The 12,819-nt window shown below is 74.7% G+C and carries 11 protein-coding genes; 6 read left to right on the top strand and 5 right to left on the bottom strand.

From position 1 onward, the window contains the following. Nucleotides 1–62: 62 nt before the first annotated feature. A complete protein-coding gene (locus tag HTZ77_RS29310) occupies nucleotides 63–1,070 on the bottom strand; it encodes a CU044_5270 family protein (protein WP_175593030.1) in 1,008 nt (335 codons plus the stop codon). A gap of 1 nt (nucleotide 1,071) precedes the next feature. Beyond that, a complete protein-coding gene (locus HTZ77_RS29305) occupies nucleotides 1,072–1,671 on the bottom strand; it encodes an RNA polymerase sigma factor (RefSeq protein WP_175592916.1) in 600 nt (199 codons plus the stop codon). A gap of 147 nt (nucleotides 1,672–1,818) precedes the next feature. Between HTZ77_RS29305 and HTZ77_RS29300 the strand changes: the two genes are divergently transcribed. Both HTZ77_RS29300 and HTZ77_RS29295 read left to right on the top strand, forming a co-directional pair. After that, the gene (locus HTZ77_RS29300) at nucleotides 1,819–2,544 is read left to right on the top strand and encodes an ABC transporter ATP-binding protein (RefSeq protein WP_175592915.1); all 726 of its coding nucleotides are present in this window, start codon (nucleotides 1,819–1,821) and stop codon (nucleotides 2,542–2,544) included. Further along, nucleotides 2,541–3,863, top strand: a complete 1,323-nt coding sequence (locus HTZ77_RS29295) for an FtsX-like permease family protein (protein WP_175592914.1) — start codon at nucleotides 2,541–2,543, stop codon at nucleotides 3,861–3,863. Before HTZ77_RS29300 ends, HTZ77_RS29295 begins: the two co-directional genes overlap by 4 nt. Nucleotides 3,864–3,873: 10 nt before the next feature. Here HTZ77_RS29295 and HTZ77_RS29290 read toward each other — a convergent pair whose 3' ends face one another. Next, nucleotides 3,874–4,296: a hypothetical protein gene (locus HTZ77_RS29290; RefSeq protein ID WP_175592913.1), complete on the bottom strand. Its 423-nt coding sequence runs from the start codon at nucleotides 4,294–4,296 to the stop codon at nucleotides 3,874–3,876. A gap of 131 nt (nucleotides 4,297–4,427) precedes the next feature. Between HTZ77_RS29290 and HTZ77_RS29285 the strand changes: the two genes are divergently transcribed. After that, nucleotides 4,428–6,386, top strand: coding sequence for a sensor histidine kinase (locus tag HTZ77_RS29285; protein WP_175592912.1), 1,959 nt, complete (start codon nucleotides 4,428–4,430; stop codon nucleotides 6,384–6,386). Continuing rightward, nucleotides 6,386–7,033, top strand: a complete 648-nt coding sequence (locus HTZ77_RS29280) for a response regulator transcription factor (RefSeq protein WP_175592911.1) — start codon at nucleotides 6,386–6,388, stop codon at nucleotides 7,031–7,033. The genes HTZ77_RS29285 and HTZ77_RS29280 overlap by 1 nt, the downstream gene beginning before the upstream one ends. Nucleotides 7,034–7,054: 21 nt before the next feature. Here the strand turns inward: HTZ77_RS29280 and HTZ77_RS29275 are convergent, their stop codons facing one another. Next, nucleotides 7,055–8,209, bottom strand: coding sequence for an epoxide hydrolase family protein (locus tag HTZ77_RS29275; protein ID WP_175592910.1), 1,155 nt, complete (start codon nucleotides 8,207–8,209; stop codon nucleotides 7,055–7,057). A gap of 63 nt (nucleotides 8,210–8,272) precedes the next feature. On the opposite strand from HTZ77_RS29275, the gene HTZ77_RS29270 reads away from it, so the two are divergent. Next, on the top strand, nucleotides 8,273–9,250 hold the full coding sequence (locus HTZ77_RS29270) for a helix-turn-helix transcriptional regulator (protein ID WP_175592909.1): 978 nt from the start codon (nucleotides 8,273–8,275) through the stop codon (nucleotides 9,248–9,250). Nucleotides 9,251–9,296: 46 nt separating this feature from the next. Here HTZ77_RS29270 and HTZ77_RS29265 read toward each other — a convergent pair whose 3' ends face one another. Next, nucleotides 9,297–10,505: an MFS transporter gene (locus HTZ77_RS29265; protein WP_175592908.1), complete on the bottom strand. Its 1,209-nt coding sequence runs from the start codon at nucleotides 10,503–10,505 to the stop codon at nucleotides 9,297–9,299. A gap of 138 nt (nucleotides 10,506–10,643) precedes the next feature. On the opposite strand from HTZ77_RS29265, the gene HTZ77_RS29260 reads away from it, so the two are divergent. Beyond that, complete coding sequence (locus HTZ77_RS29260) at nucleotides 10,644–12,770, top strand: alpha/beta hydrolase-fold protein (RefSeq protein ID WP_235995284.1); 2,127 nt, start codon at nucleotides 10,644–10,646, stop codon at nucleotides 12,768–12,770. Nucleotides 12,771–12,819: the final 49 nt, after the last annotated feature.

The raw sequence follows: 12,819 nt of genomic DNA, 5'->3' as shown, positions 1-12,819 counted from the left end.
TGTCCTGGATCGATCGTATTTTGAGAGCGTACTATATTTTGCAAGCACGCTCTCAATTTGAGTCAGTCCCCCTTCACCGCCGGAGCATGGTCGGCGACCGAGACGCTGAGCTGTGCCGACGAGGTCAGTACCGTGCCGACCGGGGCCTCCGCCTTGGCGGCGTCGGTGACCACGCTCCGCTCGCCGAGATACAGGTACGTCTTCGGGTCGAAGATGAACTCGTCGCGCCGGCCGGCGACGGGGTCGGTCCTGGCGGCGGCGATGCCCGTGCGGCCCGCGGCGTCCACGGCGTGGCGGACGGTCGTGACGCCGGGGATGGCCGCCGCCGCGCGGAACAGCGCGACGCGCTGCGCCCTGGGCAGGTACGCCTCCGTGAGCAGGCCGCGGACCCGGTTCCAGGCTTCGGCGTCGTCCCGCGGGCCGTTGCCGAGCTCGGTGTAGAGGTGCTCGTACATCTTCTGCGGCTCGGTGGGCAGGCGGCTCACGTAGTCGTAGTCCGAGCGCAGGTACTCGACGCGATCGTCGAAGTCGGCGAGCTTCTCCGGTCCGCTGCGGCGGCCGACGCCCTCGTAGGCTTCGGCGGGAACGGGCCATCCGGGGAACGGCTCGGGCGGCAGGTTCTCCCCGTCGATGACCCCGCCCGTCGCGTCGCCCCGCACGGGCAGCCAGACCTTGCGCCAGGTGCGGTACAGGTAGCGGTCGGTGCCGTAGGAGGGGTTCATGGTCCGCGATTCGAAGACGAGGAACTGACCGGGCTCGGGATGCAGCTCCGGCGCCCGGCTCGCGTGCTCCGCGGCCCGCTCCAGGACTTCGGAGGCCGCCACCGGCATCGGGTGGATGATCTGGGGGGCCTCGGCTCCCGGCCTGGCCACGACCACCACCCCGGCCGTCACCGCGGCGGCCAGGCCGGCCGCGAGACCGAGCAGGCGCAGGCGGGGCGTGCGCCGCCCGCGCTCCGGCGCCCCTCCCGCGTCACGCGCGATGGCGGCCAGCAGCCGTTCCTCGTGCCGGCGCACGCGTGCCGGGCCCGGCTGCGGAACCTCCGCGCGGAACCTCTCAAGCTGGGTCATCTCATTCACAGACGGTCTCCTCGCTGACGGTGGCCAGGGGGTTGATCCCGCCGAGCTCCTCGCGCAGGCGGTTCCGGGCCCGGTTGATGCGCGACTGCACGGTTCCGAGCCGTACGCCCAGTGCCTCGGAGATCTCCGCGTAGCTGAGCCCGGCCCAGGTGAACAGCAGCAACGCGTCGCGGTGCCCCTTGGGCAGCGAGGCCAGCGCCCCCGCCAGCCGGCGCCGGGACGCCTCGGCGCTGAGCCGCTCGTCGCTGCGGTCGGTGAACGACGCCGTCACCGGGTCGACGCCGGTGCGCTCCACGAGGCGGAGCTGCCGCACCTCGGTGCGCACGTGCCGGCGCATCAGGTTGGTGGCGATCCCGTACAGCCAGGGACGCGCGCTCGGGTGCGACAGGTCGTAGCCGTGGCGCTGCCGGAACGCCGCCAGGAAGGTCTCGGCCACCACGTCGTCCGCGGCGTCCTCACCCAGCCGGCGCGTGACGTAACGGGTGATGTCCGAGGCGTGCCGGTGGAAGACCTCGGCGAACACCTCGGGGTCGCGCCGGGACCGTTCGATGCATGAGGCGTCATCCGCCTCCGCCCGGCTCTCTTCGCTCATTCTGCGGCCTCTCGGCTCTGGATCGGTACACCCGTTGTTGCCCGCCCGGCCGTGCCATGTTCCCGGCCGCGCGTCAGGTGGGTTTCAGGGGCCCATCGGGGAGATGCCGGATGGGCGGCCCGGCGGCGGTCCGGCACGCTGCTGATCATGGATGATCATGCGGTTCTCCTTGAGGGAGTGACCAGGACATATGGGAAGGGCGCCACGGAGGTGGCCGCGCTCCGGCAGGTCAGCGTCGGGTTCCGGCGCGGCAGCTTCACCGCCGTGATGGGCCCGTCGGGGTCGGGGAAGAGCACGCTGCTGCAGTGCGCGTCGGGGCTGGACCGGCCGGACGCGGGGGCCGTCCGGGTCGCGGGGCGCGACATCACCCGCTTCGGGGAGAAGGAGCTGGCGACGCTCCGGCGGGACCAGGTCGGCGTCATCTTCCAGGCGTTCAACCTGGTGCCGTCGCTGACCGCCTGGCAGAACGTGATCCTGCCGAGCAGGCTCGCCGGACGGCGGCCCGACCCGGCACGCGTGCGGGAGCTGCTGAACCGGGTCGGCCTGGCCGGGCGCGAAGGGCATCGGCCGGCGCAGTTGTCCGGCGGCCAGCAGCAGCGGGTGGCGATCGCCCGCGCCCTGCTCGGCAGGCCGGAGGTGCTGTTCGCCGACGAGCCGACGGGGGCGCTGGACCGCGGCACCGGGCACGAGGTGCTGGCGCTGCTGCGCGAGGCGGTCGACGCGTTCGGCCAGACGGTGGTCATGGTCACGCACGATCCGGAGGCCGCCGCGCGCGCGGACAGCGTGCTGTTCCTGACCGACGGACGGATCGTCGACGTCCTGTACCGGCCCTCGGCCGAGCAGATCGGCGCGCGGCTGGGCGGCCGCCGGTGACCCTCGTCCTCGCCTGGAACAACGTCCGGACCAACCGGACGGGCCTGGCGGCCTCGTTCGTGGCCGTGCTGCTGGCCGTGACGCTGGTGGGCGGAAACGGCCTGGTGGTCGCCGGCGCGAGCACGCGCGACGAGCTGCACGACATCATCGGGCTGCTGGTGCTGTCCGCCCTGGTGTCGGGGTTCGTGTCGGTCTTCGTGGTCGCGGGCATGCTGAGCATGCACGTGCTGCGGCAGCGCAGGACGTGGGCGCTGCTGCGGTCGGTCGGCATGACGCCGCGTCAGGTGCGGCGGCTCATCACGGTCGAGGCGCTGGTGGTCGGCGTGCTGGCGAGCGCGGCGGGCTGCGCGCTGGCCGTGCCGTACGCCGCTCTCATGGCGGCGCTCATGCGGATGGCCGGGCTGGCGCCGGGAGGCATCCCGGTGGAGGTCACGGCGGTGCCGTTCGTCCTGGCGTCGGTGGTCGGGGTGGCGGTGACGCTGCCGGCGGCGCGGCTCGCGGCGCGCAAGGCGGTGCGGGTGGGCCCGCTGGAGGTGCTGCGGGAGAGCGCGGCGCAGCGGCGGCTGCTGCCCTGGCCGAGGGCGGTCGCCGGAGTGGTGGCGCTGGCCGGGGGCGTCGTGCTGCTGTGGCTGGTGCCGGAGCTCACGCCGAAGGACGCGGTGCCGACCGGGCTGGGGGCGACGATGGCGCTGTGCGTGGGCGCGTCCGCGCTGGGGCCGGTCGCGATGCGGCTGCTGGGCCTGCTGCTCGGAGCCGTGGCGGCCGTGCTCGACCCGGGCGCCGGGATGCTGGCCGGGTCCTCGGTGGTGACCCAGCCGCGCCGGGCGATGTCGGCCGCGTCCCCGGTCATGCTGACCGTGGCGCTCGCCTGCACCTTCATGTTCGCCGTGGCGACCAGCGACGCGGCGGAGGGCGTGACCCGCAGCGGACCGGCGGCGTGGGCGGCGCCGCTGCTGGTGGGGTCCGCGGTGGTCTACACCGTGATCTCGGTGCTCAACGCGACGGCCATGACGATGGACGAACGGAGCGAGGAGATCCGGCTGCTGCGGACCGTGGGGACCGGGCCGGGGCAGCTCGTCCGGATGGTGTGCTGGGAGACGCTGATCGTGACGACCGCCGGGGCGCTGCTCGGGACGGGCATCGCCGCCGCGTCCCTCGCCGCGCTGGGCAAGGCGCTGACCGGCGAGGCGTGGTTCGCGTACTCCCTGCCGCAGTACGCCGGGCTGGTGGTGGTCTGCGCCGTGAGCGGCCTGGCGGGAGGGCTCGTCTCCACGCGCGGGGCACGGCGGGGAGCCCTCCTGGCCGACTCCCAGGGCTAGTGGCCCACTTTCAGGGTCGGGTGCGGAGCAGGCGTGCCAGCCGGACCGCCGCGAGCGCGCTCACCCCCAGGTGCGCCGAGACCAGCGCGATCTGGTACACCCGCTGGCCCGCCGTGAGCTCGGCCGCGTACCCGCCGTCGTAGAACCCGGACACGAAGGCGAGCACTCCCGCGACGACCATCAGACCCGCGGCGGGGACGGCCAGGGCGCGGCGGCGGCCGGTCGCCGCGACGACCAGCACGACCTGGGCGACCATCATCGGGATCGGCGCGGACAGGCGGGCCTGGGGGCCGAGCGCGTCCAGGAAGGTGGCGTTCAGCCCGGCCGACAGCGAGACGAACGCGCCGACCAGGTCCATGGTGAGCAGCAGGCCGACCCCGGCGAGCAGCGCGGTCCTCAGCGTCCGGCCGGCGGGGTGAGTGGTGGTGGACATGTTCTCTCCTCTCATCGCTTCAGCACGAGGGTGCGGCGGGCGGGCGCCGGGCGTCATGAGCCGCCGGTCCCGAGCCGGACGGGACTTCTCGTCCCGTGACGGCGGGACAGCCGGATGCGACGATGCACCTCATGAAGGACAGGTCGGTTCGGCGTGCCGCCGTGGCGGCGGGACTGCTCGTCGTCCTGGTCGTCGCCGCGCTGGCGGTCGAGCCGCGGCTGCGCGCGCTGGGCGTCACGGGGATGGTGGAACGCTTCGACGCCTTCCGCGCCGTGGCGGCGCTGTCGTTCGGCGTGCCCGGCCTGTTCGTGGTGGCGCAGCGGCCGGGATGCCGGGTGGGCTGGGTGATGGTGCTCACCGGAGCGGCCCAGGGTCTGGGGGTGGCCCTCGGGGCGTACGGGCTGCTGGGCATCAACGAGAGCGGGGGCCTGCCGGGGGACGACTGGGCGATGTGGGTGTCCAACTGGCTGTGGATGCCCGCCTACCTCGTCGTGCCGACGGTCTTCCTGCTGCTCTTCCCGGACGGGCGGCTGCCCTCGCGCCGCTGGCGGCCCGCGATGGCGGTGGCGGTCGTCGCGATCGTGGCGAACACGCTGGACTGGATGCTGCGCCCGGTGCCCTACGAGAACGTCCCGGGCATGTTCCCCGCCGGCTACGCGGGAGTGCTGGCCGGTCTGCGCGGCCTTCCCGACGTCCTGGACGCGCCCGTCGCCGTGTGCACGGCCGGCGCCGTGGTGGCCGCGGTCGCCTCGCTCACCGTCCGGTACCGGTCCTCCGGCGAGGAGGTGCGCCGGAGGCTCCAGTGGGTGCTGGCCGCCGCGCTGCTGACGGTCGCCCTGGCGGGGGTGGCCCTGGCGGCGCCCTGGGGCGCGGTCGTGATCGCGTCGGCGGCCGTGCCGCTGCCGGTCGCGGTGTCGGTGGCGATCGTGGCGCACCGGCTGTGGGACCTGGACCTGCTGCTGTCGCGGGCGCTGGCGTTCGGGGCGCTCAGCGTGGCGCTGCTGGGGACGTACGCGCTGGTCGCCTTCACGCTCGGCGGGGTGCTCGGCCCGGGCGTGTCGGCCGTGCTCGTGGCGCTCGTGGTGCATCCCCTGTACGTACGGGTCCTGGCCGCGGCCAACCGCCTGGTGTACGGCGAGCGGGAGGACCCGGCGCGGGCGCTGCGGCGGCTCGGCACGCGGCTGTCCGACGCGGGCTCGCCGGGCGAGCTGCTGGACCGGATGGCCGCGGAGGTCGGCAGGGTGCTGCGCGTCCACTACGTGGCGGTCGAGGAGTCGGGCGTGGTCGTGGCGTCCTCGGGCCGTCCCGGCGAGGTGGCCGAGAGCATGCCGTTGCTGCATCGGGGAGAGCGCGTCGGCACGCTGCTGCTGGGCGAGCGGCTGCGCCCCAAGGACCGCGGGCTGATGGGGGAGCTGGCCCCGCACGTGGCGGTGGCCGTGCACGCCCATCGTCTCGGCGCGGACCTGGAGCGGTCCCACGGGCGGATGCTGGCCGCCCGCCAGGAGGAGCGCGACCGCCTGCTGTACGAGCTGCACGACGGGCTCGGCCCCGGCCTGGCCGCCCTCGCGCTGCAGACCGACCGCGGACGCCGGCTCGTGGACACCGACCCCGAGAAGGCCAAGAAGGTGATGAGCGAGCTGTCCCAGCGGATCCGCGCCACGGTGGAGGACGTCCGCACGATCGTCAACGACCTGCGCCCGCCGCCCCTGGACGACCTGGGCCTGGCCGGGGCGCTGGCCGAGCTGGGCCGGGGCTTCGCCGGGGACCTCACGGTCGAGGTGCGGGTCCCGCCCGACCTGCCCGCGCTGCCGCCCCCGGTCGAGCTGGCCGCCTACCGGATCGCGGCCGAGGCGCTGACCAACGCCGTACGGCACGCCATGGCCTCCCGGTGCACGGTCACGCTGAGCGCCACGGACACCCTGGAGCTGCGGGTGCGCGACGACGGCGTGGGCGTCGGCGCGCCCGCCCGGCGCGGCTTCGGCCTGACCTCGATGCGGCGCCGCTCGGAGGAGCTGAACGGCACCTTCGAGCTGCTCACCGGCGACGGTCCGGGCACGCACCTGCTCGTCCGGCTCCCGCTGGCGGCCTGATGATCAGGGTGCTGGTGGTGGAGGACCATCCGGTGTTCGCCGAGGGGCTGGTCGCGCTCCTGGGCGAGCTGCCGGAGATGGACGTCGTGGCCGTGGCGGGCACCGGCGAGGCCGCCGTCGAGCTGGCCGGCGAGACGGCGCCCGAGGTGGTGCTCATGGACCTGCACCTGCCCGGCATCAGCGGTGTCGAGGCCACGTCCCGGATCGTCGCGCGGCATCCCGGGGTGGCGGTGCTGGCGCTGACCATGCTGAGCGACGACGAGACGGTCATGGCCGCGATCCGCGCCGGCGCCCGCGGCTACCTGCTGAAGGAGTCGACGGGGGAGGACATCGTCCGGTCGGTGCGGGCGGTGGCGGCCGGCCAGGTGGTGTTCGGCGCCTCGACGGGCAGCCGCGTGCTGGCCGCCCTCGCGGCGCCGTCCGCCCGCGCCCGCCCGCTGCCCGAGCTGACCGAGCGCGAGGTGGAGATCCTCGACCTGGTCGCCACCGGCCTCAACAACCAGGCCATCGCCGAGCGGCTGGTGCTGAGCGAGAAGACCGTGCGCAACCACGTGTCGAACATCTTCGCCAAGCTGCACGTCTCCGACCGGTCGGCGGCGGTGGCCCGCGCCCGCGACGCCGGCCTCGGCGCCCGCCGTCCCCGGTGAAGCCCGGCTCGGAGCGCGTCCTCAGGCCTGGGCGCGGAAGAACGCCCGGAGATCGGCGACCACGAGGTCGGGGGTCTCCAGGGCCGCGAAGTGGCCGCCCCGGTCGAACTCCGTCCACCGGACCACGTCGTGGACCTGGTCGGCCAGCGGGCGGACCGAGAAGTCCGTGGGGAACACCGCCACCGCGGTCGGCACCGTCCCGCGCTCCTTGGGCGCCCACATGGTGGGGTCGTTGAACCGCTCGTAGTAGGTGTGCGCCGCCGAGCCCGCCGTGCCGGTGAACCAGTAGACGCTCACGTCGGTGAGGATCCGGTCCCGGTCCACCGCGTCCTCGGGGAGCTCGGCGGCCGGGTCCGTCCAGTCCTTGAACTTCTCCACGATCCAGGCGAGCTGACCGGCGGGGGAGTCGTGCAGCGCGGCCGCGACCGTCTGCGGACGCGTGCCCTGCACCTGCATGTACGCGCCCAGCTTCTCCTGCCACTCCTTCATCGCGGCCAGCCGCCCACGCTCGGCCTCGGTCAGCGAACCCATGATCGTCGGATCGCCGTTCGGGAACGTGAGCAGGCCGTTGACGTGCACGCCGATGACGCTGTCCGGCGCGGCGCGTCCCACCAGCGGCGCGATGAACGCGCTGACGTCGCCGCCCTGCACGCCGTACCGGTCGTACCCGAGCCTGAACATCAGCTCCGCCAGCGCCGCGGCGGTGCGGCCGTCCGTCCAGCCGGCGCCGGGGAGCGGGCCGGAGAAGCCGTACCCCGGCAGCGACGGGATCACCAGGTGGAAGGCGTCGGCGGCCTCGCCGCCGTGGGCCACGGGGTCGGTGAGCGGGCCGATGAGGTCGAGGAACTCGACGACCGAGCCGGGCCATCCGTGCAGGAGCAGGAGCGGGGTGGCCTCGGGCTCGGGGGAGCGCACGTGCAGGAAGTGCACCTGCGCGCCGTCCACGGTGGTGGTGAACTGCGGGTACGCGTTGAGCGCCGCCTCCTGGCCGCGCCAGTCGAAGCCGTCGGCCCAGTAGGTGGCGAGGTCCCGGAGGTATCCGGTGGGAACGCCGCGCTCCCAGCCGGTGCCGGGCACCTCGGGCGCCCAGCGGGTACGGCGCAGCCGCTCCCGCAGATCGTCGAGGTCGGCCTGCGGGATCTCGACGCGGTACGGCTGGATCTCCATGTTCGTCATGCCCGTCACGGTAGGAGCCATTGGTGTCAGGTTCGGGCACCAATGGCGGCCACAATGATGGTCATGTTGGAGACCTCCGCGCGGCTGCTGCGCCTGCTGTCGTTGCTGCAGGCGCGTACGGACTGGACCGGCGCCGAACTCGCCGACCGGCTGCGGGTCGGCCTGCGCACCGTGCGCCGCGACGTCGAACGGCTCCGCGAGCTCGGCTATCCGGTGGACGCCACCCCGGGGGTGGCCGGCGGGTACCGGCTCGGGGTGGGGGCCGCGCTGCCGCCGCTGCTGCTCGACGACGAGGAAGCCGTGGCCGTGGCGATCAGCCTGCGCACGGCCGCGACGGGCAGCGTCGCCGGCCTGGAGGAGGGGGCGGTGCGGGCGCTGGCCAAGCTCCAGCAGCTCCTGCCCTCACGGTTGAGGCACCGGGTGGAGGCGTTCCGCGCGGCGACCGTACCGCTGCCGGGGGCGGCCGATCCGGAGGTGAGCGCCGACCTGCTGGCCGCGATCGCCGCCGCGTGCCGCGACCGGCGTCGGCTGCGGCTGCGCCACCGGGGGCGCGACGGCGTGACCTCGCGCGAGGTCGAGCCGCACCGGCTGGTGCACACGCCGCGCCGGTGGTACCTGGTGGCCTGGGACGTGGCCAAGGACGACTGGCGTACCTTCCGGGTGGACCGGATCGAGGAGCCGCTCGGGCCGCCGGGGGCGCGCTTCACCCCGCGGATGCCGTCCGGCGAGGACGCGGCGGCCCACGTCTCGCACGCCATCACCTCGGCGCCCTACCGGTATCAGGCCCGCGTCCTCTTCCACGCCCCGCTGGAGGCGGTGGCGCCGCGCACGTCGCCCGCCGCGGGACGGCTGGAGGCCGTGGACGCGCGTACGTGCCTGTTCACGGCCGGCTCGAACTCGCTGCGCGAGCTGGCGGTGCACGTGGCGGTGAAGGGGTTCGACTTCGAGGTGCTGGATCCGCCGGAGCTGGTCCCGGTCCTGCGGGAGGTCCGCGACCGCCTCGACCGCGCCGCGACCGCGCCGGACCGGGGCTCCGGCTGAGCCGCGCCGCGGCACGGGCTCACTCGCGTGGCAGGACGAGCGCGACTCACTCGCGTGGCAGGACGAGCGCGGCCGCCGCCATCACGCCCGCGGCGGCGAACAGGGAAGCCCGCGCGCCCGCCCAGGTCGCGACCAGCCCGCCGAGCAGGATGAACAGGGGCTGGGTGACCGTCGTGGCGAACGACCACAGGGCGGCCACCCGGGCCATCAGGTGGTCGGGGGTCTGCGCCTGGCGGTAGCTCGTCATGGTCGAGTTCGCCGCCCCGGCGAACAGGAGCACCATGCCGAAGCCGAACCCGCACATCAGCAGGCCGACGGGCCCCGGCACGGCCGCGGGGATCAGGAAGTACCAGGGGCCGCGCAGCATGCTCGCCCACCACAGAGCGCGCACCGCGCCCAGCCGGGCCACCAGCCGCGGCGCCAGCCTGGCGCCGGCGAAGCCGCCCAGCGAGGGCACGCCCATCAGCAGCCCGTACTGCCAGGCCTCGAAGCGCAGCTCACGCAGGTAGAACACGGCGGAGACGGCCGCCCCCATCGAGCTGGCGCCCGCGAAGGTCACCCAGCTGATCAGGATCAGCCGGATGGCCGGATGCTCCCGGGCGAAGCGCCAGCCGGCGAACAGCTCCTCCCGCCACGAGGCGCGGCGGTCCCGTACCGGCGGGGCGGGCTCGGGGCCGCGCAGCGTCCTGACGGCCAGCGCGCCGAACAGGAAGGACACCGCGTCCACGGCCAGCGAGCCCACGGCGGTGAGCACTCCGACGAGCGCGCCGCCGACGGACGGGCCGACCGAGACGCTGAGCCAGCGCGTCGACTCCAGGCGGCTGTTCGCGTCGACCAGACGGTCGGCGGAGACGAGTGCCTTGAGGTGCGCCTGCGACGCCGCCGTGAACGCGATCTGGCACGCGGCGTTGACCACGGCGATCACGCACAGCTGCGCGAACGTCAGGACGCCGGCGAACGCGGCGACCGGGACGCTCGCCAGGCAGGCGAACCTGGTGACGTCGGTCGCGATCATCGTCGGGCGCTTGCGCCGGTACTCGACGTGGCCGCCGAGGGGGAAGGCCAGGAGCGCGGTGGTGGCCGCGGTCAGCGCCGTGAGGAGGGCGACCTGGAAGGCGGAGGCGTTCACGACCGTGACGGCGACGACGGGCAGCGCCACCATGCCCACGGCCGACCCGAGCTGGCTGATCGCGGAGCCCGTCCAGAGCCGGCGGAAGTCCTGGTGCCCTCGGACGCTGGTGTGGGGGGTGCTCACTCGGCCCCATTGTGCCCCAGCGGGCTCTCCAAACTGCGCAAGTCGGACGATCCACGGCGTTGACACCGTACCTCCGGCACCATGAAACTCTCCTGCAACAGTGAACGCCCGAGCTGTAAACGTTTACGGGAGATGCTCATGCCCAGGTGGAGCGGCGCCGGGATGCTGGCCGCCCTCGTGTTGGTCCTCCTGCTGGCCGTGCCCGGCGAGGCCGACGTGACGGCGCCGAAGGGCGGGACCCTGACCACGGGGTCAGCGCCGTCCGAGGCCCTGGGCGAGGACATCGCCTTCAACCTCTACCTGCCGTACGGCTACGACACCGGCGGCGAGCGTCACCCCGTGCTGTACCTGCTCCACGGCCGGGGCGACACCATGCAGGCGTGGACCCGGGTCAAGGACACCCTCGACCAGATGATCCGGACCAGGCGGATACCGCCCGTCATCGCGGTCATGCCGGACGCCCCGTGGAGCGAGCGCGGAAGCTGGTACGTCGACAGCCGGTACACCGGCTCCGACCTGCCGGGACGCCCGGTGGAGACGGCCCTGACGCGCGACCTGGTGGCGTACGTGGACGCGACCTACCGCACGGCGCCCATCCGCGAGGCCCGCCTGGTCGGCGGCTACTCGATGGGCGGCGCCGGGGCGCTGCGCCTCGCCCTGGCCCACCAGGACCTGTTCGGCTCGGCCATGGTCCTCAGCCCGGCCGTCTACACGCCGCTGCCGCCGTCCGACTCCTCCGCGCGCGACTACGGGGCGTTCGGGCGGGGCGAGGAGAAGTTCGCCGACGAGGTGTACCAGGGGCTCAACTACCCGGCCCTGCTGCCGAAGCTCGACCCCGACCGGCCCGTGCGGCTCTTCGTGGCCGTCGGCGACGACGAGTACGCCAATCCGGCGCCCGCCGACGCGCACCACGACCTGGACTTCGAGTCGGCCGCCCTCTACAACGCCGCCCGCAGGTCACCGGCGGTCTCCGCGCAGTTCCGCGTCCTCGACGGCGGCCACGACTGGACCGTCTGGTCGCCCGCCTTCGAACAGGCCATGGCCGAGCTGGGCCCGGCGCTGAGCGTCACGCCCCCGGCGGGCCTGCCCGGCCCGCTGCTCGGCACGGCCGCCGCCGACTGGGCCGGCGGCGTCGCGGCCCACGCCGACGGCACGGTCACCACCGGGTTCGCGGCCGGCGGTCCGGTGGCGGGCCAGCCGTACGGCGGCCGCCTCGACGCCGTGCTCGCCAGCACGGGGACGCGGAGCTGGACGCGCCGGCTCGGCACCGCCGCCGACGAGCGCCTGTACGGCGTGGCGGCGCTGCCCGACGGCGGCGTGCTCGCCGCCGGGTACACCAAGGGCGACCTGGACGGCCGGCATCCCGGCAACGCCGCCGACGACGCGTTCGTGGCCCGGCTCGACGCGGACGGGACCGTACGGTGGATCACCCAGTTCGGCGATCCCGCCGTGGCCGACCGGCTCTACGGCCTGACCGCCGCGCCCGACGGCGGCGCGTACGTGGCCGGCTACACCAAGGGCACGCTCGACGGCCCGAACAGCGGCGACAAGGACGCCCTGCTCGCCCGCCTCACCTCCGACGGCCGGCTCTCCTGGGTCCGCCAGTACGGCGGGGCGGGCGAGGACAAGGCGTACGGCGTGGCTGCGGACACCTCCGGCGTCTACGTCACCGGCAGCACCACCGCCTCCCTTCCGGGCACGAGCGCGCTGGGCGGCCTCGACGGCTGGATCGCCGGGTACGCGCCCGACGGCGTCAGGCGGTGGGCGACGAGCGCCGGCGGCCCGGGTGACGACCGGCTGAACGCCGTGACCGTCACGACCGCGGGCCTGGCCGTCGCGACCGGCGCCAGTGGCGGCGACCTGCTCACCGCCGCCTACACCGGCACGGGCCGGCAGCGCTGGACCGCCGCCCTCGCCACCCCCGCCGCCGACGAGGGGGCCGCCGTGGTGTCCCTGCCCGGCGGCGAGGTCGAGGTCGTCGGCTACACCAGGGGCCGGGTGGGCGTGATGGCGGGCGGCGCCGACGTCCTGACGGTACGCCTGGACGGCAGGGGACAGCGGCGGGCCGCCGCGCAGTTCGGCACGGCGCGCGACGACGCGGTCGATCCGTTCTCCGAGCCCGACCTGTACGCCGCGGCCACCCCCGCGGGGAAGGTGGCCGTCTCGGGCCTGACCTACGGCGCCCCGGCGGACGGCTCCGCGCCCGGCAACGGCGACGTCTTCGTGGCCGTGGTCGAGCCGTCCACCGGCCTGCCCGTCCCCTGACCGGCCCTGCGGCTCAGCCCTGGCGCCCCTGCGGGTCAGCCCTGGGGCC

Origin of the sequence: Nonomuraea montanisoli, from assembly GCF_013363975.1 — a bacterium.
GTDB lineage: Bacteria > Actinomycetota > Actinomycetes > Streptosporangiales > Streptosporangiaceae > Nonomuraea > Nonomuraea montanisoli.
Note: the sequence above shows the minus strand (reverse complement) of the source record. Positions and strands in the feature narration are given on the sequence as shown.

Excerpts from the sequence above, each read along its gene's own strand:
- HTZ77_RS29310 (WP_175593030.1), bottom strand. The coding sequence starts at position 1,070 with ATGACCCAGCTTGAGAGGTTCCGCGCGGAGGTTCCGCAGCCGGGCCCG.
- HTZ77_RS29305 (WP_175592916.1), bottom strand. The coding sequence starts at position 1,671 with ATGAGCGAAGAGAGCCGGGCGGAGGCGGATGACGCCTCATGCATCGAA.
- HTZ77_RS29300 (WP_175592915.1), top strand. The coding sequence starts at position 1,819 with ATGGATGATCATGCGGTTCTCCTTGAGGGAGTGACCAGGACATATGGG.
- HTZ77_RS29290 (WP_175592913.1), bottom strand. The coding sequence starts at position 4,296 with ATGTCCACCACCACTCACCCCGCCGGCCGGACGCTGAGGACCGCGCTG.
- HTZ77_RS29285 (WP_175592912.1), top strand. The coding sequence starts at position 4,428 with ATGAAGGACAGGTCGGTTCGGCGTGCCGCCGTGGCGGCGGGACTGCTC.
- HTZ77_RS29280 (WP_175592911.1), top strand. The coding sequence starts at position 6,386 with ATGATCAGGGTGCTGGTGGTGGAGGACCATCCGGTGTTCGCCGAGGGG.
- HTZ77_RS29275 (WP_175592910.1), bottom strand. The coding sequence starts at position 8,209 with ATGACGAACATGGAGATCCAGCCGTACCGCGTCGAGATCCCGCAGGCC.
- HTZ77_RS29270 (WP_175592909.1), top strand. The coding sequence starts at position 8,273 with ATGTTGGAGACCTCCGCGCGGCTGCTGCGCCTGCTGTCGTTGCTGCAG.
- HTZ77_RS29260 (WP_235995284.1), top strand. The coding sequence starts at position 10,644 with ATGCCCAGGTGGAGCGGCGCCGGGATGCTGGCCGCCCTCGTGTTGGTC.